Origin of the sequence: Amycolatopsis sacchari (genome assembly GCF_900114035.1) — a bacterium.
GTDB classification, from domain to species: domain Bacteria; phylum Actinomycetota; class Actinomycetes; order Mycobacteriales; family Pseudonocardiaceae; genus Amycolatopsis_E; species Amycolatopsis_E sacchari.
In genome coordinates, this window is record NZ_FORP01000008.1 from 78916 (window position 1) to 100075 (window position 21160).

Sequence of the window (21160 nt, forward strand, 5' to 3'; positions counted from 1 at the left end):
GGCGTGAACAGACCGGACCGAAGCGAATGAGCGAAAACCTGCTTCACGTCGTCCCCACCGATCCGTTCTGGCGACCCAGCGCTGACGTCGCCGATCGCGCCGCGGCGGTCGTCGCCCGGCTCGTCGCTGCGGACAGTGTGGTGACCGTCGAATTTCACCGAGCGGCCGCCTTCATCCACAGCGGCTCGAACCTCGAACGAGTCGAATGCCCCCACTGCGGCGCAAATCTCGAACGGTGGGCAGACCTCATGCCGGACGACTACGACGACGGCTTCGACGACCTGGCCGTGCGCCTCCCGTGCTGCGGCGCCGACACCTCGCTGGACACCCTCCGCTTCGACTGGCCATGCGCCTTCGGCTGCATCGACATCGCCGCCCGGAATCCCGGCCGCAGCTGGCTCACCGACGACGAACTGGCAACGATCGGCGATGCACTGGGCCATCGAGTCCGCCAGGTCATGCAACACCTCTGACGCCCCACACAGCAGAAGGGGCGCCTCCCGAACCCCGGGCGGCGCCCCTTCTGACCTGCGAAGAGCGGATGACGGGAATCGAACCCGCGTTCTCAGCTTGGGAACCGTAGCCGGAGCGCAGGAAAACGGGTCTGACCTGCGGTTCTTGATCCGCGCGGGCTACCCCTGTTGACCCTGGTTGACCGGGGCAATTGCTGCGGGCTGCCCCGCACAGGCTCCTGCTGAGGAGGTGCCGCAGGTCCGAGGAGTGCCAAGATGGGCACATGACGATCTTCCGAAAGGACGATGCCGCGTAGGTCCGCAGGCGCGGTACGAGCCGCGCCCCCAGCCGCCCACGCCGTTACCGGCCGTCGCAGATCCGGGGGCTGTCTCCAGCGGTGCGCGATTGCATCGCACGGGTTGAGCCTTCGCCGGGCTGGACAGTTCGGATGCTCGACGACTGGCGCGAGGCCGCTCGACACGGCCGGCCGGGGACCGACCATTCCGACTGCTGTGGGATGCCGTACTGCCGATCGGAGCTGGACGAGGTCATGCGGCACCTACCTGCGTTCGCCGCCGACCGCTTGAGACGCCTCATCGACCCGCTGGACCGTGAATATGCGAAGCGCACCCTGCCGTATCCGCTCGCGCCCCTCGGTCTGGCTTGGTGGTACCGGCGATGCCCCGACATCGACCATCGCTGGCCGGACGTCGTAGGAGCGCGACCCAGTGGCGCGCCCTGATGGCCCACGACCGAGGACGACGAAGGCCCAGGTCCGAAGTAGACACCTTCTGACCTGGGCCTTCGCCGCAAGAGCGGATGACGGGAATCGAACCCGCGTTCTCAGCTTGGGAATCAAGTGGATCATAGAGGGAAAGCGGCTCTGACCTGCGGTGCGATGTGTCCTCGGGGTGCCACTGTTGACCGTGGTTGACCGCCCCTAATGGCCCACTAATGGCCCGCGCTGCCGTTCCCGGCATTTCTCCTCGCGGTACGCAAGGACTGAACCATCTGATCCAGATCGGGCGTCAGATGATCTTCGCCGTCCAACCCGAGCCCCTGCGGTAGTGGTTCGATGTAATCACGTATCACCATTAGCAAGGCGACGACCCAGGCGGCTCGCTCGGCTGACATCTGTCCGCCTTGGGCAAGCTCATCGATGGCTGCGGCAATCTGAATCACGGCGTCGAGCGCGTCCTGCGTGCCGACCACTCCTCGTGGTGAGACCTGCTCAAGATCTTCTGCGTGGGCAACAGCAACAAGTAGACGCTGCATCATCCCATAGAGGCGCATCTCCAACGGTGCCGTCATGGGGTCTCCTTTGAGAAGGTGTTTCTAAGCAAGTCGCGACAACACGGGAAAATGTTGCATCGCACCGTCCCGGCCACACCTCCCCGTCCCCTTCGTCCTTGCCGCAGCTTTGCGCCGGGTCGGCTGCGTCAAGGGTGAGCGCAGCTCATCGCGCAGCGACGGCGTAGCCGCCCTTGATGCGGGCGGCCCGGCGTAAGACGATCGCGGAGGAAGGGGTACCTCGTGACGCGCCTCTGCCACGCGGTATCGCTGCTTGTCGCGTGTCTGGTCGGCGCGCTGCCAGCGGCGGCGTGCTGCCTGCCACCTCCGGTGGCCTTGCCGCGCGGCACGCCGGGCCGGAGCGGAGCGGCAGGCCCGGATGGGTCGCGTCGCCCAAGTCGGGTACGGCCGCCAAGGTGACGGGGCGGACCGCGCGCCGCCGCTGGCGGCGCGCCTTGATCCCATAGAGGCAAGTTCGGCAGCACAATCGAGAATTCTTACCCGAAGAAAATTGCATCGTTAGTGTTAGCCGATCATCGGAAATTTACGCCCGACAAGATGTCGGTCCGAAAGTTGCTAATTTGTTGCTCTAGGGTACTCGAACGGGATCTTAATAAAGTTGATATCGACGTGGAAAAGGGTACACGAGGCGAGTCACGAATCAAAAGTGTCGCGGCAGTGCCAGCGTGGCTGCCCCCATAGTGGCAGCGATAGTAACTGGCTTAGTTAATATCTTCGGCAAATAAAATTTGCCAGCGAGTCTCGCGCTTTATCGACACCAAAGGGATTTGGCGGAGTAAGACTTTTTACTCGCACGATGGGCCGAACAGCTGACCAGCGCGGTACGCCGCTGCTATCCTTGTGGTCATGCGAGGTGAGACGGTACGGCTGACCATCGGAGAGCGAATCTCCTGGTACCGGCGTCGGCGTGGGCTCTCGCAGCGCGTGTTGGCTGAGCTCGTCGGCCGCTCCGAGGACTGGCTGAACAAGGTTGAGAACAATCGGATTCAGCTCGACCGGTTGTCCGTCATCGCCGCGGTCGCCCAAGAGCTTGACGTCACGCTGAACGATCTCCTGGCGGAACCGTCGTTCGTTGACTGGGGTCCTGATACCGGCCAGAGGACCACGCCGTCATTGCGGGCCACGCTGCTGACCTATCGTCAGCTCGTTCCTGCTCGCAAGAAGGTACGCGACCTTCACCCACCAGAGGCACTGCTGGAGCGGGTCACGGCGGTTTGGGACGCCTACCAGTCTGCGCGATTCGGGTACATGACGGGCGCCCTCCCCGGTCTGATCGAGGATCTTGCCTATGCCGTCGACCAGTACGACGGGGACGAGAAGCGGCGGTGCCAGCGGCTTCTTGCCTTGACCTACCAGGCAAGCACGGGCGTGTTGACGAAGATCGGTGAAGCTGACTTGGCCTGCGTCGCGGCGCAGCGTGGCTATGACCTGGCTGAGCAGGCAGACGAGCCCGTGGTTCTCACCTCGCTGACTCGGTCTGTGTCACATGCCTTGCTGTCCGCTGGTCGCTACTCGGACGCGGTCGATCTGATCGACAATGCGCCATCGACCGTCGGAACGCTCGATTCGACATCCAGCCGGGCCTTCACCTCCGTCTACGGCACGATGTACCTGACCGGCGCCATCGCCGCTGCCAGAGCAGATGATGCTGCGACGACGAACGACTTCCTCGCACAGGCTGACGTGGCCGCTAGAAGACTCGGACGGGACGACAACCTCTTGTGGACTGCGTTCGGACCGACCAACGTCGCTATCCATCGTGTGTCCACTGCGATGGAACTCGGCAACGTGCCGCTTGCGCTGGATCTCGGCCCGCGGGTGGACCCGAGTCCGTTGCCCACTGAGCGGCAGGTAAGGCACCGCCTGGAGGTGGCGCGGGCGCACAGCGCCAGGAACCAGCGTGACGAGGCTCTGCGGCTGGTTCTCGATGCGGAGCAGCTCGCTCCCGAGCAGGTTCGGCACCACTCGTTGAGCCGGGACCTGGTGCTGACTTGGATACGTCGGAGCCACGGGCCACAGAACGAACAGCTTGCTGGGCTCGCGCAGCGGCTCAACGTGGCGTAGCTGCCGGTGCCGTACGCTGTGGCCGTGAGCAGCACGGAACCTCCGATGGCCACACCGCGGACCGCAGCGGGCGTCCTCTTCACCGACAGGCAAGCGCGGGTCCTGATGGTGCACACCACGTACAAGGACTACTGGGACATCCCCGGCGGCTACATCGAACCAGGCGAGTCACCCCATCAGGCGGCAGTGCGTGAAGTCCGCGAAGAACTCGGCCTCTCGGTCCCCGTGGGCGAACTGGTGGCTGTGGACTGGGCGCCGTCCGACTCCGAAGGTGACAAGCTCCTGTTTCTATTCGCAGGACCCGAGCTGCCCGACGATGTGACGTTCCGCTTCGTCGACGGAGAGATCGACGAAGCGCGTTACGTCGCCGTCGATGAGCTGCCGCAGTACACGATCGACCGGCTGGCACGCCGTCTCCGGTCGGCTCTGACCAGCGGTAGCGCGTACCTGGAGAACGGGGAGCCGGTAGTCAGTCCCTGACCTGTTCGGCTCATCAACTCGAAGACCCCGGAAATTTCTTCCGGGGTCTTCTTGCTGTTCGGGTGTCTCCTGGGTTGTACCGCGTCCGACCGGACGAGGGAGCAGCAAGGACCGACAGGGGGTTGGGCGGCCGTCGATGCGATCCCTCCGCATGATGCTCGCCCCACCTGGCGTGGCCTTTCTGTCGAAGCAAGGCACAACCGAGGGGTTATAGACATGGCTATTTCTAAGGGGCACAGGTTCCCGATCGATTTTGATGAGGCGTTTCCGCAGGGTTTGGTGATGGTGGGCGAGGTGTCGCCGGACAACGAGTATCAGTCTCGTGAGGACCGGTCGGTGGGGCGTCCGGCTCGTCAGCGGGTGGATGAGCTGACGGGGAAGCGGCAGTGGAAGGTCGCGGTGACCGATCCGTCGGAGCCCAACGCGAAGCGGGCCTCGTTCGAGATCACGTTCCTTGCCGACGTACAGCCGGTCCCGACGACGACCGAGGTGCTGCCGGGGATGCGCCCGATCGAGCTGGAGGGGCTGACGGCGGAACCGCGCGTGGCGGGCAACGGGGAGTTCAAGTACCAGTCCTACGTTTTCCGCGCGACCGGGTTCAAGACGGCTGGTGGCGGTCGGTCGGCGAAGCCGTCGGGTGAGCAGTCGGCCAAGGCGGCGTGAGGGATCCGGTGATGATGACGCGTGAAGTGGGTGCCCGCCCTTCGGTGGAGCCGGTGAAGGGGCAGCGGGGCGGCGCGCCGGGTTACGTCTATGAGTGGGTGGCCGAGGATCTGGCAGCCCGGATCGAGTCGGGTGAGCTGGCGCCGACAGAGGCGTTGCCCAGTGAACGAGACCTCGCACAGGAATATGGCGTGTCGCTGGGCAGTGTGCGGCACGCAACGCGTCTGCTGCGTTTTCGCGGTCTGGTGATCACGCTGCGGTCGAAGGGCACCTATGTGGCTCCCCGTCAGACCACAAAGGACGGTGTCTGATCGATGGCGCCATTGGTACCAGGACGCGAGAAAGGCAAGCTGACAATGAGCGATACGGCGGAGTACTACACGAAGCTCCGTGACCGGGCGGCCAAACTGGCGCAGTCGCTTGATGACGCTGTGGTTGCCCTGGCGGTGACGCACATCGATGTGGAGGAGATCGGAAAGGGTGATATCGGCGACGAGGCCGAGATGAGCGAGACCAGTCTGGAAGACCTCCGTCGGTGCGTCGCCAACGCGGCTTTCCATGTACGGATGGCTGAACAGATCAACAATTCGTATCTCCGAGATCTGAGCGGCTATCTCGAAAACCTCGGCCTCGACGTGACACGGGCTTCGTCGGGACGAGCGGGGTGAGGGGGATGGCTCGTCGTTGGCGCGTCTGCTGGTCTAGCCCGCGCGCCGAGTTGCGGCGGATGCGGAAGCGGCGGCGTGCGTTCACGTGGCGCCGCTGCACTCGGTGCGGCCGGGAAGGTTTCGTATTGGCGAACCGGCCGCGCGTGTGCGCTCGCTGTGCGCATTCGTAGAACAGAACTGCACGAAGTTATTAGGCGCAGAAGCGGAATCCCTGGCTACCAACCTGTTTCCGCTTCTGCGCTGTTCACCCTCATGGGAGTAGACAAGTGGGAACGATAGACGATGCGCACCGCCGTGTGTCAACGGACCGCGTCCCGCAGCGGTGCGCCGCATGCAAGAAATTCACTCGGCTGGCCCCGGGCGACACGGAATGTGCCGCCTGCGCGGGCCGTCTTCCACTGCCGATTCCGGCCCAGGGCGGTGATGCCCGATGAACGCGCACCTGGTCGGAGTTCTGTTCCTCGGCGCGGTGGGACTGGCGGTCGTGGTGTGGGTGCTGCACAAGATCGGCCACGTCCTCGCGTCGGTGGCGGAAGCGCTGGCGGCGGCTGCGGTGGTGTTTCTGGCGCTGTGGTGGCTGGTCAAGGGCCTGGGCTGGGTGGTCAGGGAGATCGTGACGCACCCGCGCACCAGCATCGGAGTGCTCGCCCTGGCCGCGTGGGTGCACTGGGTGGGGTGGCCATCGCTCGTGATCGCCACGGTGGCCACGACAGCCGCTTTGCTGGCGTGGCGGCGGTGTCATCTCGTGTCCTTCGACCAGTGGGCCGGGCACTTGTTGCGGTCGTGGTGGCAGCGGTGGATGGTCTATGTCCCGAAGCTGCCCGGCTGGCTCCACGCGTGCGGCCTAAGCGTGCGTGACGACACGATCCCCGTCGACGTGACGGTGAGCTTGGTCGGGCGGAAGAAGATCATCCGCGACCGGCGCAACCCCACCGTGCGTCTTCCTCGCGTGCGTGGGGTGAAGTCGGGGCCGTCGTGGGACGAGGTGCGGGTGGAACTCGTGCCCGGCCTGAAGCCCGAGGACTTCGACGAAGCAACTCGCGCGCTCGCCTCGGCCCGGAAGGTGTCCCGCTGTCAGGTGCGGGAGATCGCCCCGAACGTCGTGTCCATCGACTTCCAGCGCCGCGACCTGCTGGCCGCTCCGGTGCCCGTGCCTGCCCTGGGTGAGTCGTTCGATGTGCGGCACGTGTGGGCCGGGCGCACGGAGTACGGGCAGGATTGGCACGTGCCGCTGCACGGCTCGGGCAGCCACACCCTGACAGCGGGTGCGTCGGGTGCGGGGAAGAACTCGATCATGTGGTGCCCCCTGGTGTCGATCGCCCCGGCCATCCGGGACGGGCTGGTGCGGGTGTCCGGGATCGACCCGAAGGGGATGGAGCTGGCCTACGGGCGGGGGATCTTCCATCGGTATGCCGTGACCGCGCGGGACGCGCTCGCGCTGCTGGATGACCTGGTGGCCGCGATGGATCAGCGCAAGGCCGCATTCGCCGGCCGGGTCCGGACCGTGCCGGTGTCGCAGGAACACCCACTGGAACTGCTGGAGTTCGACGAGATCGGGGCACTCACGCGCTATACCGACCGCAAAACCCGCGACGCCATCGTGGAAAAGGTGGCGCTGCTGACCACGCAGGGCCGGGCGCTCGGCTTCACCGTGCGCGGGTATGTGCAGGAGCCGACGAAGGAGACCGTGCCGGTGCGGGAGCTGTTCCCACGCCGTATCTGCCTGCGGGTGACCGCGAAGTCGCATGTCGGGATGGTGCTCGGGGACCAGGCGTACGAGCGCGGGGCATGGGCCAACCGCATCGAGGAGTCCGCGGCTGGTGTCGGCTACGTCTGGGGCGAAGGGCTGCGCGAACCCCTGCGGGTACGGGCCGGCTGGGTGCCGGACAAGACCGTCAAGGCACTGGAAGCGTTCGTGACCGGCGGTGGCCTGCTGGGGGTGGCGGCGTGAACGGCCGTTCCGAGCTGCACCGGCTGTTGGGCGCGGTGTGGGGGCACCTGGAGGAGCACCGGCTGCCGGAGCCCTGGTCGGTCACCTGCGAGGTGTACCGCTCCGAAGTGCAGGTGCAGATCGGGCCGGGATCACCGGTGGCACGGTTGGCGGACTTGCTGGTGTGGGCCTACTCGTTGGAGGAGGCCACGGTGCGGTGGCGGCGCCTCGACCTCCGCTCCCTGCACACCACCGTCCATGGACGGACACGGGCGGGGGTGTGGTTCCGGGTGTTCGGCGGTATCGACTTCACCGTCACCCGTGGCTTGGTGCCCCTGGCGCCCGGGGAGACCGAAGTCGTCTCGGTGGAGGAGCTGCACATCTTCCACGACCTCCTCACAGAACACGAGGTGCAGTCATGAGCACCCGGGCCGAACGGATGCGGCTCCCGCTGTCCACCGAGGTCATGAAGGCCACCGCCGAGAAGTACGGCGTGTGTGTCCGGCCGTTCACCATGGAGGTCGGCGACCCCGACACCGGCGAACTCCGCTACGTCGCCGTGCCCTGCGGCTCGACAGTCGAGAGCGTGTGTGCGCCGTGTGCGAAGAAAGCCAAGGCGTTGCGGATGGCCCAGTGCCGGGAGGGCTGGCACCTGACCGAAGAACCCGACTTCACTCCCACTCCGCCGACCGAGGATCAGAAGGAGCTGATGGCCTTCCGGGCTGACCTCGTAGCGCGGTATCGGGAGGCGGTCCAGGCCGGAGAACAGGGCCAGGCGGACGAACTACGCGACGAGATCCGGGGAGTCGACGAAGAACTTAGGCAACTCGGGATACGGGGTCGTCTCCCGTCGCCGGACCTGCCGGGCAGGAAGCCTGCGAAGCGGTCGACGAAGCGGCGGCAGGATGCGCCGAACCTGCCCCGGCGCAAGGTCACCAAGACGACGCTCGGGCGGGAGTACGCCGGGAAGTTCCGGCCGTCGATGTTCGTCACGCTCACCTGCGACACCTACGGCCGGGTCCGCGAGGACGGCACACCCGTGAACCCGGCCGAGTACGACTACCGGCGAGCGGCACGGGACGCGGTGCATTTCTCCTCCCTGGTGGACCGGTGGTGGCAGAACCTCCGCCGCGTCGTCGGCTGGGACGTGCAGTACTTCGCCACCGTCGAACCCCAGAAACGCACCGCACCACACCTGCACGCCGCGTTGCGAGGGTCGATCCCGCACGAGGTCATCCGCCAGGTCACCGAAGCCACCTACCACCAGGTGTGGTGGCCCCGGCACGGCGAACCGGTCTACGGCGGGGACCACCTGCCGGTGTGGGACATGCCAGCCAAGTCCTTTGTGGATCCGCAGACGCGGGAGCCGTTGCGGCAGTGGGAGGACGCGGTAGAGGACGTGGAGGAACCCGCGCATGTGGTGACCTTCGGTCGGCAGGTGCACTCCAAGGGCATCCTCGGCGGCACGGAGGAAGCCGGGCGGCACATCGGCTACCTGACCAAGTACCTCACCAAATCCACCGGCGAAGTCGTCGAAGCCACGAGCGCGAGGCAGCGGGAACACCACGACCGGCTTCACGCTGAACTGTCCATCACCCCGTGCAGCCCGAGGTGTGCGGTGTGGCTGCTCTACGGCATCCAGCCCCTCGGAGCCACCAGCCGGACCACCCCTGGGCACTGCACAGGCCGGGCACACCGGCGGACCACGCTCGGGCTCCCCGGCCGCCGGGTCCTGGTCTCTCGCAAGTGGTCCGGCAAGACGCTCGTCGACCACAAGGCCGACCGCAAAGCCTTTGTGCGGGACATGCTCGCACGCGTCGGCATCGTTAAGCCGGAGCCGGACACCTCCCGGCTGATCTGGCGCAAGGTCGACCCCAGCGACCGCGACGCACCACCCCGCGCGCACCTGCTCATGCACGCCATCGCCGAACGGGTCACCTGGAAAGCCGAGTACGACCGGGCACTCCTCGCGGCCCATCCACCGGGTCCGGAAACTTCGGCAATTCCACAAGCTGCCTGATCACCTGGGGGAGGAAGACACCTTGAACACGCACTACCTGAACGTCGAGCAGGCGGCCGAGTACCTGAACACCTCGGTGCGCTTCGTCCGTCGGCTGATCGCCGAACGCCGGATCGCCTTCCACAAGGTCGGCGCTCACGTCCGGCTGGCCGTCGAGGACCTGGAGGCATTCGTGCAGGCAGGTCGGGTCGAGCCGATCACGGCATCGTTGATGCGCGGCTTCGGAAGGGCGGCCTGACATGGGGAACAGGAAGGGGCGTCGGAGCTTCGGAAGCGTTCGGCAACGTGAGTCGGGGCGGTGGCAGGCTCGCTACCCCGGTCCGGACGGCCGAATCCACACCGCGCCGAACACGTTCAGCACGAAGAGGGACGCTGAGCGCTGGCTGTCACTGATCGAGACGCAGATCAGCCAGGGTGACTGGCTCAATCCGGAGCAGGCGAAGGTGCCGCTCGGGCACTATGCGGATCAATGGATCACGCAGCGTCCGAGTCTGCGGCCACGGACGGTCGAGCTGTACCGGTGGCTCCTGCGGAAGCACATCGCGCCCTACCTCGGCGGCATCGAGATGGGCAAGCTCTCCACAGCCCTCATCCGTCAGTGGCGGGCTGACCGGTTGGCGGCAGGCGTGTCCGAATCGGTGACGGCCAAGGCATACCGGCTGTTGCGGGCGGTGCTGAACACGGCCGTCGAGGAGGACAAGATCCTGCAACGGAACCCGTGCCGGGTCCGCGGTGCCGACCGCGAGGAGCCCGAGGAACGTCCGGTCCTGTCGGTTGCCCAGGTGTTCGACCTGGCTAGCCGCATGCCGGAGCGGTTCCGGGCGCTCGTCCTGCTCGCGGCCTTCGGGTCTCTCCGGTGGGGTGAGGTGACGGCGCTGCGCCGCTGCGACATTGCCGAGGATGCGAGTTGGGTGCGGGTGTCTCGGTCGTTCGTCGAGATTTCGGGAAAGGGGCTTGTGGCCGGTCCGCCGAAGTCGCGCGCCGGGGTACGGACAGTGATCATCCCGGCCGCCGTCCGGCCAGACGTGATCAAGCACCTGGACACCTATGTCGGCCCTGATCAGCTCGACCTGTTGTTCACCGGCGAGCGGTCCGGGGCGGCGCTTCGGCGGCCCAACTTCAACCAGCGTTCCCAGTGGACGGCGGTCGTGGCGAAGATGGGGCTCAAGGGATTGCATTTCCACGACCTGCGGCACGCGGGCAACATTTGGGCGTCCAAGGCGGGTACCTCGACCAAGGACCTGATGGCCCGGATGGGGCACGACGACATGCGGGCGGCCCTGATCTACCAGCGGGCGACCAGCGACGCCGATGAGCGGATCGCGGACCGGCTCTCCAAGCTCGTCGACGAGCACCGAAAGGGCAAGACGACCGAGGACGACGATCCGGACGACGACCAGCCCGGCGCGCTGGCTCCGGTGCCCTAATGGCCCGCTAATGGCCCGCCGCCCCACCTGACCCCGCACACGACGAAGGCCCAGGTCCGAAGTAGACACCTTCTGACCTGGGCCTTCACCACAAGAGCGGATGACGGGAATCGAACCCGCGTTCTCAGCTTGGGAAGCTGATGTTCTACCATTGAACTACATCCGCAGCGCCACAGATCATACACAGCGCAACGCACCCCCCGCACCCAGCCCTCCCTTCTCCTTGACGTGGCCGCCCTGAACTGACAACACTTGTTGTCATGGACGATCCCGAGCTCTTCCGGCAGGGCGGGTTCGCGCTCGCCGCGAGGTTGTTCGGGCCTGGCAACAGCTTCCGCGGCGACGAGGCGCAGGTCCGCCGCTTCCGGGCCTTCGCGCAGGCCGAGGACCCGCTGGCCGACGCGCTCGTCGCGGCGCCCGGCGCGAAACAGGCCTTCGAGGAGGCCCTCGCCCACGGCATCGCACACGTGCAGGACCCGCCGGAGGCCGTGCGCGCGTTCTTCGAGGCCGTCGAGGCCGTGCCGTACTGGCTCGACCACGAGCGCGTCGAGCGGGGCGCCCGCGCCATCACCCGCACCGGGCTGCTCGGGCTCTTCCCCCTCGGCGACATGGCGCTGATGGGCGGCTACCTCGCCTCCCGCGCCACCAAATCCCTCGTCGGCACCGGCGAAATCGAGCACCTCGCCGGGCGGCGGCTCATCGAGACCGCCGCGTGGTGGATCGACGTCACCACGCCCGGCAACCTCCGGCCCCACCGCCCCGGCTACGCCGCCGCCCTCCGCGTCCGCCTCGTCCACGCCCACGTCCGCGCCGCCATGAACCGGCGCCCCGACTGGGACTACGAAGCGTGGGACCGCCCCGTCAACCAGGTGCAGACCGCGGGCACGCTCCTCCTGTTCTCGCTCGTCTTCGTCGTCGGCACCCAGTTCCTCGGCATCCGCTACACCGACCGCGAACGCGCCGACATCCTGCACCTCTGGCGCTACGTGGGCTGGCTCATGGGCGTCGACGACGAGCTGCTGCCCGCCGGCGAGGACGACGCCTGGCGCCTGCTGTGGCTGCTCGCCGCCACCGAGTTCATCCCCGACGACGATTCGCGGCGGCTCGCGAAAGCCCTCCTCGAAACCCACGAGGCCAGCCCCGTCGGCAAGGTCCTCTCCCGCGTCCACTCCGCGATCAGCCGCCTGGTGCTGGGCCGCGACAACGCCGATTTCCTCGGCCTGCCCGACGACCCCGTCGCCCAGGCCGCCGTCCTCGCCGCGGCCGCCGCGAACTTCGCCGCCGAGACCGCCCGCCGCCACATCCCCGGCGCGACGCTCCTGCAGGAGCTCCTCGGCGGCCTCGAACGCCGCCACTACGTCGGCCGGCTGGCGAAAATCGTCCACCTCGACCCGACCTACTCCCGCCACATGCGGGCCGCATAGTGTGAACCCGTGCTGCTGAGTGACCGTGACCTCCGCAAAGAAGTCGAAGCCGGACGCCTCGGGATCGACCCCTTCGACCCCGCCATGGTGCAGCCGTCCAGCATCGACGTGCGGCTCGACCGCTTCTTCCGGGTCTTCAACAACAGCCAGTACACCCACATCGACCCGTCGAAGCAGCAGGACGAGCTGACCTCGATGGTCGAGAAGACCGGAGACGACCCGTTCGTGCTGCACCCCGGCGAGTTCGTGCTCGCCTCGACGTTCGAGCTGGTCACGCTGCCGGACGACCTCGCGGGCCGCCTGGAGGGCAAGTCCTCCCTCGGCAGGCTCGGGCTGCTCACGCACTCCACCGCCGGGTTCATCGACCCCGGCTTCTCCGGCCACATCACGCTGGAGCTGTCCAACGTCGCGAACCTGCCGATCACGCTGTGGCCCGGCATGAAGATCGGCCAGCTGTGCCTGTTCCGCCTGACCAGCGCGGCCGAGTTCCCGTACGGCTCCACCGAGGTCGGCTCCCGCTACCAGGGCCAGCGCGGCCCGACGCCCAGCCGCGCGTACCTCAACTTCCACCGCGTCGACACCTGGCGCTAGGACACCCACTCGACGCGGTGGTCCCACAGCCAGCGCTGCTCGTCCCGGTTCGGGTCCTTGAGCGCCCGCGCGATGAAGAAGTCCCGCAGTAACCGGCCCACCGGTCCTGGCGCCTTCTGGTCACCGTTGCGCTTCCCCTGCGCCACCACGGCTTCCACGCGTTCCCGGCGCAGCGACTCGTACTCCGCGAACGCCCGCTCCACGTCCGCCGCGTCGCGGAGACAGCGCCCGAGGGTGACCGCGTCCTCGATCGCCATCGAGGCACCCTGACCGGAGGCGGGGGACGCGGCGTGTGCGGCGTCCCCGATGATGATCATCCGGTTGCGGTGCCACGTCGGTACCCGAGGGAAGTCGTACGTGGCCCACGGGGCGTAGATCTCGGGTGTCGCCTCGATGAGGCTGCGTGCCGGGGTGCGGTCGCGGGCGAACAACCGCAGCAGTTCCGCGCGCCACTGCTCCGGCGTCGCGTCGGGGACCTCGTCCGCCGCCGGGTTCGCGAACCACCAGACGTCGCCGTCGGGGTTCAGCACGTACCCGAGGAAGCACCGCCTGCCGAACACCATGTGCATGACGCCGGGTTCGGTGTCCACGGGGACGCCCCGCGCGATGCCGCCGGTGTTCAACAGGCCGACGTAGCGGGCCTCCGGCGCCCGCGGGTCGATCAGCCGCCGCACGCGTGAGCGCAGGCCGTCGGCGCCGATCAGCAGGTCACCCTCGGCCTCGGTGCCGTCGGCGAACCGGGCTCGCGGGCCTTCCGCGTCCACCAGCCGCTTGCCGTACTCGATCCGGATGCCCCGGCGCGCCGCTTCGTCCCGCAGCGTCACGTACAGGTCCGAGCGCGGCACCGTCCGCATGCCCGGCGACTCGAACTCGCCCAGCAGCCGGGAGTTGCCGTTCTGCACCACCATGCGGGGGGTGGCGAAACCGTGCACCACGTCCCGGATGCCCAGCGCTTCGAGCCCGTTCATCCCGTTGGCGGCGAGGCTCAGGAAGGCGCCCACTCCCTCGGCCGTTCTGTCATACGCCTCGTATACAACCGGTGTGAAACCGGCCTTGTCCAGGGCGATCGCGGTGACCGTGCCCGCGATGCCACCGCCGATCACGAGTGCTCGCACCATGTCTTTCCTTCCATCGAAAAGTTGCAAAGTCATTAGTTCGATCGAAAGAAAGGATGCGTTAGGCTCTGCTGCGTGTCAAGCGAGCGGGAAGAACTGGTGGCCAGGCTGATCGACGCCTCGCGGGCGCTGTCGACGGAGACGGTCATGTTCCACACCGCCATCGCCGAGCGGCAGGGGTTGTCGGCGGTCGAGACGAAGGCGATGGACTACCTCGCCCGGTTCGGTCCGCTGACCCCGAAGCAGCTCAGCGAGCGGTCCGGGCTCGCGCCCGCGTCGGTCACCGCGCTCATCGACCGGCTCGAGCGCAAGGGCACCGTGAAACGGACGCCCCATCCGCGGGACCGCCGCCGGCTGCTGGTGGAGCTGAACCCGGAGTACGCGCGCTCCATCGCGCCGCTGTGGGACCACCTGATCCAGCAGGTGCGGGAACTCTGCGCCACCTACAGCGACGAGCAGCTCGCGCTGGTAGCGGACTTCACGGTCGAGGCGGCACGAATCACCCACGAAGCCGCCGCACGCCTGACAGATCGCTGACCTGGGTGAACCATCTCACCCGGTGGTCCGGTATGGACTGGACCACTCTCCTGGTTGGCCCCTTTCGGAGGCACAACCAAGGAGGCAGGGGACATGAGCGTGCCCACGACCGGGGAGCGAGCCGGTCAGCAACATCTCGCCCACGTGGTGTTCATCGCCGGGGCGGCCGCGGTCGGCGGCTTCCTGTTCGGCTACGACAGTTCCAACATCAACGGTGCCGTGCTCGGCATCCAGCACCACTTCGAGGTGGGCGACGGCGTCACCGGCCTCACGGTCTCCAGCGCGCTGATCGGGTCCGCGGTCGGCGCGTGGTTCGGCGGGCTGCTGTCCGACCGCATCGGGCGCATCCGCACGATGCAGCTCGCCGCGGTGCTGTTCCTGGTCAGCGCACTAGGCGCGATGTTCCCGTTCAGCGTGTGGGACCTCGCGATCTGGCGCGTTGTCGGCGGGATCGCGATCGGCGTCGCGTCGGTCATCGGGCCCGCCTACATCGCGGAGGTCGCGCCACCCGCCTACCGCGGACGGCTCGCGTCACTGCAGCAACTGGCGATCGTGCTGGGGATCGGCGTTTCCGCGCTGGTCAACTGGGTCATCAAGGACCTGGCGCCGGTCGGGGCCGACGGTTCGCACGACCTCAACGGCTCGCTGGGCGGCATCGAACCGTGGCAGTGGATGCTCGGCGCCGCGGCCGTGCCCGCCATCGTGTACTTCGTGCTCGCTTCGGTGATCCCCGAATCGCCGCACTACCTGCTGTCCATCGGCAAGACGGCCAAGGCGCGCAAGGTGCTCGCGCAGGTCGAGGGCGGTGACGTCGACGCGAAGCTGGAGGACATCCGGCGCGGCCTGCGGGTCGAGAAGCGCTCGAAGGTCCGCGACCTGGTCGGCGGGAGGTTCGGGCTGCTGCCGATCGTGTGGGTGGGCATCGCGCTCGCGGTGTTCCAGCAGTTCGTCGGCATCAACGTGATCTTCTACTACTCCGACACGCTGTGGCACTCGGTCGGCCAGAACACCGACTCGCTGCTGATCTCGATGGTCAGCCCGGTCATCAACATCATCGGCACCTTCATCGCGATCGCCTTCATCGACCGCGTCGGCCGCAAGCCGCTGCTGCTCATCGGTTCGGTCGGGATGGCGATCGGCCTCGGCGTCGCCGCCATCGCGTTCGGCAACGCCGAGACCGTCGACGGGGAGCTGAGCCTGCCGGGGGCGTGGGGACCGGTCGCGCTGGTGTTCGCGAACGTCTTCGTGATCTCGTTCGCCCTGTCGTGGGGCGTGATCCTGTGGGTCATGCTCGGCGAGATGTTCCCGCTGCGCATCCGCAGCGCCGCGCTCGCCGTCGGCACCGCCGCGAACTGGGTCGCCAACTGGGCCGTCACGGTCAGCTTCCCGAGCATGGCCGCGTGGAACCTGGCGACGACGTACTGGATCTACGCCGCCTTCGCGCTCCTGTCCATCCCGTTCGCGCTGAAGTTCGTGCGGGAGACCAAGGGCACCGCGTTGGAGGACGTGGCCTGAGAAAAGGGCGGGCGCCCGAGGGTGCCCGCCCTTTCCGCATCAGGCGTTGGTGCGACGACGCTTGAGCGCGTAGCCGCCGCCGAGGACGAGCAGACCACCGGCGACAGCCAGCGACACCATCGGCACGATCTCGGTCGTGACCTGGTTGGAGGTGTCGTTGGTCGGGTCGGTGTCGATCTCGTTGGACTTCACGACCGCCGAGTTGTAGAGCGTCTTCACGCTGCCGTCGGCGATACCCGAAACCTCGATCACCGCGCTGTCACCCGCGGCGAGTTCGCCGCCGGTGCAGGCGAGGTCCAGACCAGTGACAGTGCAGCCCGGGGTCGTCGTGGTGATGTTGGTCAGGCCGGCGGGCAGCCGGTCGTTCACGGTGTAGCCGGTCGAGTTGCCGGGGCCGTGGTTGGTGACGATCAGCCGGTACGTCACGAGGTCGCCGGGCGCGGCGGATGCCGGACCCTCCTTGGCGAGGCTCAGGTCCGTCTTCTGCCCTGTGTTGGTCAGGGTGCAGGAGATGTCGTCACCCGGCTGCGGGGAGACCTGCACGCTGGTGCCGGTGCCCGAAGGCAGGGGCGTGATGCTGCCCGTGGTGGCGTTGGTGCAGGACCAGGACTGGTCGTAGTTACCGGTCAGGCCGGTCTCGCCAAGCGTGTAGCCCTGCCCGGCCGCACGCGGCAGGACGGTCAGCGCGCCGGTGGTGGCGGTGTTCGACAGGCCGGTGCTGGCCGTGCCCACGGTCGTGCCCTCCGGCGAGGTCACCGAGATGTCGAACGAGTCGTTCGCCTGGCGGCGGTCCGTGATCTGCTTGTTCAGCGTCAGCTTCGAGGTCTGCACCGCGAACGCGACTGCTTCGATGCCCGCGGTCGACCGCAGGGTCTGGGAGAACGGTGGCGGTGCTCGCCTGACAGCCCTGCGCCCCGGAAACCGAGGCCACCTGGTTGATCGGCTGGTTCGACGTCCACGTGATGCCTTCGGCGGACGAAGTGTTCTCGGCATCGGCACCCACCAGCGCGTAGCCGCTCACGCGCGCGCCGCCGTGTAGACGCTGTTGCCCATCGCCGACGCAGTTCCGTTGGTCGGCACGGCGAAGGCCGCCACCGGAATGTTCGTGCTGGTCGCGGGCCGGTTCACGATGTTGAACGTCATCGTGTAGCCGCCTGGCAGCGTCACGCTCATGTCCTGGCCAGCGGCCGTGTGCGCCTGGGTGTCGTTGTAGGCGCTCATGTCCAGCCAGCACAGCGTGGAGGCGCTGGGCCCGCCGGTGCCGTAACCGCAGCCGACCGGGGCGTCCGCGGCCGAGGCCGGTGACGCGCCTCCTCCTGCTGGAGGATGCGGGCAAACGGAGCAAGCAGATTGGGCCGTTCGAGGGGTCGGGACCGTTACCGTTCGGTGATAATTTCTGGCCTCGTGCCCGTCCCCCATCCCCGGCTCAGACCCGTGCTCGTCGCGTTCGGCGTGCTCACCGGCGTCGCCCTCGCGGCAGGCAGCCTGCTCGTCACCCGCGAGCACCAGGAATCCACGCTGCAGGTGGCGCTCACCGACGCGACCGCGCGCCCGACCAGCACGGTCCACCACCCGTCGCCGACCAGCCCGACCACGTCGGCGCCGACGACGAGTTCTCCCGCGCCGTCCAGCACTTCGGCGTCCCCCGCGCCGAGCACGACCAGCTCCCCGCCCTCCCCGAAGTCCTCGTCCAGCCCGAAACCCTCGACGAGCAGCAAGGCTCCGACGTCCAAGGTGGCCCCCGACACCTCGGTCGCCGGGCAGGTCCTCGCGCTGGTGAACCAGGAACGCGCGAAGGCCGGCTGCGGTGCGCTCGCCGAGGACAGCCGCCTCGACACCGCCGCGCAGAAGTTCAGCGAGGACATGTCCGCGCGCGACTACTTCGCCCACAGCACGCCCGAAGGCGTCACGTTCGACCAGCGGATCAAGGCGGCCGGCTATCCCAGCCCGGCCGCCGAGAACATCGCGAAGGGGTCGACCACCGCGGCCCAGACGATGCAGATGTGGATGAACTCCGACGGGCACCGCCGGAACATCCTCAACTGCTCCTACCAGAAGCTGGGCGTCGGGCTCGACAAGGACGGCTGGTACTGGGTTCAGGACTTCGGGTTCTGACGCGCCCGCTCGACGATCGCCTTGGTGTCCACAGTGGACGGCAGGGTGCCGAAGGCGATGCCCCAGTCCCCGCCGAGGCGTGAGGCGCAGAACGCGTCGGACACCGCGGCCGGGGCGTGCCGCACCAGGAGTGAACCCTGCAGCACCAGCGCCATCATCTCGACCAGGCGGCGGGCGCGGAACTGGAGCTCCTCCGGGTCGGACAGCTCCTTGCGCAGCCGGGCGGCCGCGTCGTCGAGCCGGGCGTTCGCGCCGGCGGCCAGTTCGACCTCGCCGAAGAAGGCGTCCACGGTTTCCGGCTGCTTCGCCATGGCGCGCAACGCGTCCAGCGCGGCGACGTTGCCCGAACCCTCCCAAATGGACAGCAGCGGTGCCTCCCGGTACAGCCGCGGCATGCCGGAGTCCTCGACGTAACCGTTGCCGCCCAGGCATTCCAGCGCCTCCGCCGTGTGTGCGGCGCCGCGCTTGCACACCCAGTACTTCGTCACGGCGAGCGCCAGCCGCCGGAACGCGGCCTGCTCGGGATCCGCGGTCGCGCCCGCGAGCCGCAACGCGACGACGGTCGCGGCCTCGGACTCGACGACCAGGTCGGCCAGCACGTTCGCCATCGCGGGCTGGTCGACGAGGTTCGCGCCGAACGCCCGGCGGTGCGCGGCGTGGTGGGTGGCCTGCACGACCGCCTGGCGCATCAGGGAAGTGCTGCCGAGCACGCAGTCGAGCCGGGTGTTGTTGACCATCTCGATGATGGTCGGCACGCCGCGGCCCTCCTCACCGACGAGCCAGCCGACCGCGCCGTCGTACTCGATCTCGGACGAGGCGTTGGACTTGTTGCCCAGCTTGTCCTTCAGGCGCTGCAGGAAGATCCGGTTGCGGGTGCCGTCGGGCAGCACGCGGGGCAGCAGGAAGCACGACAGGCCGCCCGGCGCCTGCGCGAGCGTGAGGAACACGTCGGACATGGGCGCCGAGGTGAACCACTTGTGCCCGGTGAGCACGTAGCTGCCGTCGCCGTTCGGCGTCGCCGTGGTGGTGTTGGCGCGGACGTCGGAACCGCCCTGCTTCTCGGTCATCGACATGCCCGCGATGAGGCCGCGCTTCGTGCTCGGCACGCGCAGGCCGAAGTCGTACTCGCGCGAGGCGAGCAGCGGCTCGTACACGGCGGCGAGTTCGGGGTTGTAGCGCAGGGCGGGAACGGCGGAGTAGGTCATCGAGATCGGGCAGATGTGCCCGGCCTCGGCCTGGTTCCACACGAGCAGCTTCGCGGCGCGGGCGACGTGCGCGCCGGGCCGGTCGTCGCGCCAGGGGGCGGCGTGCAGCCCGTGCCCCACGGCGACCTGCATCAGCTCGTGCCACGCCGGGTGGAACTCGACCTCGTCGATCCGGTGGCCGTACCGGTCGTGGGTGTGCAGCTTGGGTGGGTTCTCGTTGGCCTGGCGGCCCCATTCCTGCCCCTGCGCGCTGCCGGCGAGGCGGCCCAGCTCGTGCACCTCGTCCTCGGCCCAGCCGCCGCCCTCACGGCGCAACCCGTCCAGCAGGGCCGCGTCGTCGGCGACGTCGTAGTCCACCAGCGGGGGGACCTGGTTGAGCACCTCATGCGTGTCGGGCATCGGAACCTCCTAGTGCGCGCAGGACGAACGTGCGCAGCTCGGCGACTGCGCCGGTGTGGTCGGTGGTGAGCGGGCCGATCAGGACCTCGGTGGCGGCGCCGACGAGCGCGGCCGCGGTGAGCACGGAGTCCTGCGGCGGCAGCAGCCCCGCGCGGACCCCCTCGCGGATGTGCTCCGCGGCGACGTCGCGGAACACGCGACGGAAGACGATGCGCTCCGCCTCGACCGGTGGGTCGACGGGCTCGGCCAGCAGCGCGTACGCGCGGCGCGGCGCCTTCAGCGCGCGTACGGCGAAGGTCTCGAAGAGGGCGACGACGCGTTCCGCCGGGGTGCCGGGCTCCGCGGCGGCGGCCTTGACGGCGTCGACCTCGTGGTTCACGACGTTGCGGAACAGTTCGACGACCAGCTCGGCCTTGCCGGGGAAGTGTTTGTACACGCTGCCGGTCGCGACCCCGGCCCGTTCCGCGACGGCCGAGACGGAGCACGCGGCGTACCCGCGCTCGGCGAGCAGCTCGTCGGCGGCGTGGAGGATCGCGGCGCGCTGGGCGTCCAGCCGCGCCTGGACCTGGGGCGTGCGTCGGTAGGGCACGCAAGAAGTGAACCACTGATTCACGCCTTCAGGCAAGGTGCCTGGAGGAGAATCGGGGCGTGCTGGAGCGGACGCCGGAGTTCTGGGACGCGCAGGCCGCCACGTTCGACGAGCAGCCCGACCACGGGTTGCGTGACCCGGCGGTGCGGGCGGCCTGGGCCGGTGTGCTGTTGCCGCTGCTGCCGGTGGCGCCGTCGTCGGTCGTCGACCTCGGGTGCGGTACGGGAAGCCTTGCCGTGTTGCTCGCCGGGGCGGGGCACGGGGTCCTCGGTGTGGACCTGTCCGCCGGAATGGTGGCGGCCGCTGAGGCGAAGGCCCGGAGCGCGGGCGTGCCGGCGGAGTTCCGCCGGGGCGACGCCTCCCATCCGCCGGTACCACCCGCGTCGTGCGACGTGGTCCTGGCGCGGCACGTGGTGTGGGCGCTGCCGGACCCCGCAGCGACCGTCGGCCGGTGGGTTCGGCTGCTGCGTCCCGGCGGCCTGCTGGTGCTCGTCGAGGGCCGGTGGAAGACGGGAGGCGGCTTGACGGCCGCCGAGTGCCAGTCACTCGTCCTCGGCCATCGGCGGCACGCTGCCGTGCGGCCGCTGCCGGACCCGGCCCTCTGGGGCGGCCCGATCGAGGACGAGCGCTACCTGGTGCTCAGCGCCTCCTGAC

At 68.3% G+C, this 21160-nt stretch carries 24 protein-coding genes and 1 tRNA gene; 17 read left to right on the forward strand and 8 right to left on the reverse strand.

The window, feature by feature from the left end; all coding sequences use genetic code 11:
• Positions 1-26 precede the first annotated feature (26 nt).
• A complete protein-coding gene (locus tag BMZ92_RS15870; protein WP_091508024.1) occupies positions 27-473 on the forward strand; it encodes a hypothetical protein in 447 nt (148 codons plus the stop codon).
• Positions 474-1404: 931 nt separating this feature from the next.
• On the opposite strand, the gene BMZ92_RS15875 is transcribed toward BMZ92_RS15870, so the two are convergent.
• Complete coding sequence (locus BMZ92_RS15875) at positions 1405-1764, reverse strand: hypothetical protein (RefSeq protein ID WP_091508026.1); 360 nt, start codon at positions 1762-1764, stop codon at positions 1405-1407.
• Positions 1765-2610: 846 nt separating this feature from the next.
• Here BMZ92_RS15875 and BMZ92_RS15880 point away from each other — a divergent pair.
• The 10 genes from BMZ92_RS15880 (at position 2611) to BMZ92_RS15925 (ending at position 11016) form a co-directional block, all read left to right on the forward strand.
• Entirely contained in the window at positions 2611-3828 is a 1218-nt protein-coding gene (locus tag BMZ92_RS15880) for a helix-turn-helix domain-containing protein (protein ID WP_091508400.1), read from the forward strand.
• Positions 3829-3852: 24 nt separating this feature from the next.
• Positions 3853-4308, forward strand: coding sequence for an NUDIX domain-containing protein (locus tag BMZ92_RS15885; RefSeq protein ID WP_218153470.1), 456 nt, complete (start codon positions 3853-3855; stop codon positions 4306-4308).
• A 216-nt stretch (positions 4309-4524) separates the two neighbouring features.
• A complete protein-coding gene (locus tag BMZ92_RS15890) occupies positions 4525-4971 on the forward strand; it encodes a hypothetical protein (protein WP_091508031.1) in 447 nt (148 codons plus the stop codon).
• 11 nt (positions 4972-4982) lie between these two features.
• On the forward strand, positions 4983-5282 hold the full coding sequence (locus BMZ92_RS15895; protein WP_091508402.1) for a winged helix-turn-helix domain-containing protein: 300 nt from the start codon (positions 4983-4985) through the stop codon (positions 5280-5282).
• Positions 5283-5285: 3 nt separating this feature from the next.
• Positions 5286-5639 (forward strand): hypothetical protein, encoded by a 354-nt coding sequence (locus tag BMZ92_RS15900; RefSeq protein ID WP_143249863.1) that lies wholly within the window; start codon positions 5286-5288, stop codon positions 5637-5639.
• 430 nt (positions 5640-6069) lie between these two features.
• Positions 6070-7590, forward strand: a complete 1521-nt coding sequence (locus tag BMZ92_RS15905; protein WP_091508037.1) for an FtsK/SpoIIIE domain-containing protein — start codon at positions 6070-6072, stop codon at positions 7588-7590.
• Entirely contained in the window at positions 7587-7991 is a 405-nt protein-coding gene (locus tag BMZ92_RS15910) for a hypothetical protein (RefSeq protein WP_091508039.1), read from the forward strand. Before BMZ92_RS15905 ends, BMZ92_RS15910 begins: the two co-directional genes overlap by 4 nt.
• Positions 7988-9589: a replication initiator gene (locus tag BMZ92_RS15915; RefSeq protein WP_091508041.1), complete on the forward strand. Its 1602-nt coding sequence runs from the start codon at positions 7988-7990 to the stop codon at positions 9587-9589. Before BMZ92_RS15910 ends, BMZ92_RS15915 begins: the two co-directional genes overlap by 4 nt.
• A 22-nt stretch (positions 9590-9611) precedes the next feature.
• Positions 9612-9827, forward strand: coding sequence for a helix-turn-helix domain-containing protein (locus BMZ92_RS15920; protein ID WP_091508044.1), 216 nt, complete (start codon positions 9612-9614; stop codon positions 9825-9827).
• Between the two features lies 1 nt (position 9828).
• On the forward strand, positions 9829-11016 hold the full coding sequence (locus tag BMZ92_RS15925) for a tyrosine-type recombinase/integrase (protein ID WP_177228721.1): 1188 nt from the start codon (positions 9829-9831) through the stop codon (positions 11014-11016).
• A 95-nt stretch (positions 11017-11111) separates the two neighbouring features.
• Here BMZ92_RS15925 and BMZ92_RS15930 read toward each other — a convergent pair.
• Positions 11112-11182: transfer RNA gene (locus BMZ92_RS15930), tRNA-Gly, on the reverse strand.
• A 94-nt stretch (positions 11183-11276) separates the two neighbouring features.
• Between BMZ92_RS15930 and BMZ92_RS15935 the strand changes: the two genes are divergently transcribed.
• Together BMZ92_RS15935 and dcd are read left to right on the forward strand one after the other, a co-directional pair.
• A complete protein-coding gene (locus BMZ92_RS15935) occupies positions 11277-12440 on the forward strand; it encodes an oxygenase MpaB family protein (protein ID WP_091508046.1) in 1164 nt (387 codons plus the stop codon).
• Between the two features lie 9 nt (positions 12441-12449).
• Positions 12450-13031 carry a dCTP deaminase gene (gene dcd / locus BMZ92_RS15940; RefSeq protein ID WP_091508049.1) on the forward strand — a complete coding sequence of 194 codons (582 nt, stop codon included), beginning with the start codon at positions 12450-12452 and terminating at the stop codon, positions 13029-13031.
• On the opposite strand, the gene BMZ92_RS15945 is transcribed toward dcd, so the two are convergent.
• Complete coding sequence (locus tag BMZ92_RS15945) at positions 13028-14149, reverse strand: FAD-dependent oxidoreductase (protein ID WP_091508052.1); 1122 nt, start codon at positions 14147-14149, stop codon at positions 13028-13030. The genes dcd and BMZ92_RS15945 overlap by 4 nt on opposite strands.
• Positions 14150-14221: 72 nt before the next feature.
• Here BMZ92_RS15945 and BMZ92_RS15950 point away from each other — a divergent pair, with 72 nt between their 5' ends.
• Positions 14222-14683 carry a MarR family winged helix-turn-helix transcriptional regulator gene (locus tag BMZ92_RS15950; RefSeq protein ID WP_091508053.1) on the forward strand — a complete coding sequence of 154 codons (462 nt, stop codon included), beginning with the start codon at positions 14222-14224 and terminating at the stop codon, positions 14681-14683.
• A gap of 93 nt (positions 14684-14776) precedes the next feature.
• A complete protein-coding gene (locus BMZ92_RS15955; protein WP_177228722.1) occupies positions 14777-16198 on the forward strand; it encodes a sugar porter family MFS transporter in 1422 nt (473 codons plus the stop codon).
• Between the two features lie 39 nt (positions 16199-16237).
• Here BMZ92_RS15955 and BMZ92_RS15960 read toward each other — a convergent pair whose 3' ends face one another.
• The 3 genes from BMZ92_RS15960 to BMZ92_RS38675 all read right to left on the reverse strand — a co-directional run bounded on the left by BMZ92_RS15960 (position 16238) and on the right by BMZ92_RS38675 (position 17931).
• On the reverse strand, positions 16238-17029 hold the full coding sequence (locus tag BMZ92_RS15960; protein ID WP_177228723.1) for a DUF11 domain-containing protein: 792 nt from the start codon (positions 17027-17029) through the stop codon (positions 16238-16240).
• Between the two features lie 186 nt (positions 17030-17215).
• Positions 17216-17419: a hypothetical protein gene (locus tag BMZ92_RS15965; protein ID WP_091508058.1), complete on the reverse strand. Its 204-nt coding sequence runs from the start codon at positions 17417-17419 to the stop codon at positions 17216-17218.
• 155 nt (positions 17420-17574) lie between these two features.
• Positions 17575-17931 carry a hypothetical protein gene (locus BMZ92_RS38675; protein ID WP_342743498.1) on the reverse strand — a complete coding sequence of 119 codons (357 nt, stop codon included), beginning with the start codon at positions 17929-17931 and terminating at the stop codon, positions 17575-17577.
• Between the two features lies 1 nt (position 17932).
• Here BMZ92_RS38675 and BMZ92_RS38680 point away from each other — a divergent pair, with 1 nt between their 5' ends.
• Positions 17933-18313 (forward strand): CAP domain-containing protein, encoded by a 381-nt coding sequence (locus BMZ92_RS38680; RefSeq protein ID WP_342743499.1) that lies wholly within the window; start codon positions 17933-17935, stop codon positions 18311-18313.
• On the opposite strand, the gene BMZ92_RS15975 is transcribed toward BMZ92_RS38680, so the two are convergent.
• Complete coding sequence (locus BMZ92_RS15975; RefSeq protein ID WP_091508064.1) at positions 18295-19917, reverse strand: acyl-CoA dehydrogenase family protein; 1623 nt, start codon at positions 19915-19917, stop codon at positions 18295-18297. The genes BMZ92_RS38680 and BMZ92_RS15975 overlap by 19 nt on opposite strands.
• Positions 19901-20506, reverse strand: a complete 606-nt coding sequence (locus BMZ92_RS15980; RefSeq protein ID WP_091508066.1) for a TetR/AcrR family transcriptional regulator — start codon at positions 20504-20506, stop codon at positions 19901-19903. The genes BMZ92_RS15975 and BMZ92_RS15980 overlap by 17 nt, the downstream gene beginning before the upstream one ends.
• A 59-nt stretch (positions 20507-20565) precedes the next feature.
• Between BMZ92_RS15980 and BMZ92_RS15985 the strand changes: the two genes are divergently transcribed.
• Positions 20566-21159, forward strand: a complete 594-nt coding sequence (locus tag BMZ92_RS15985) for a class I SAM-dependent methyltransferase (protein ID WP_091508069.1) — start codon at positions 20566-20568, stop codon at positions 21157-21159.
• Position 21160 lies beyond the last annotated feature (1 nt).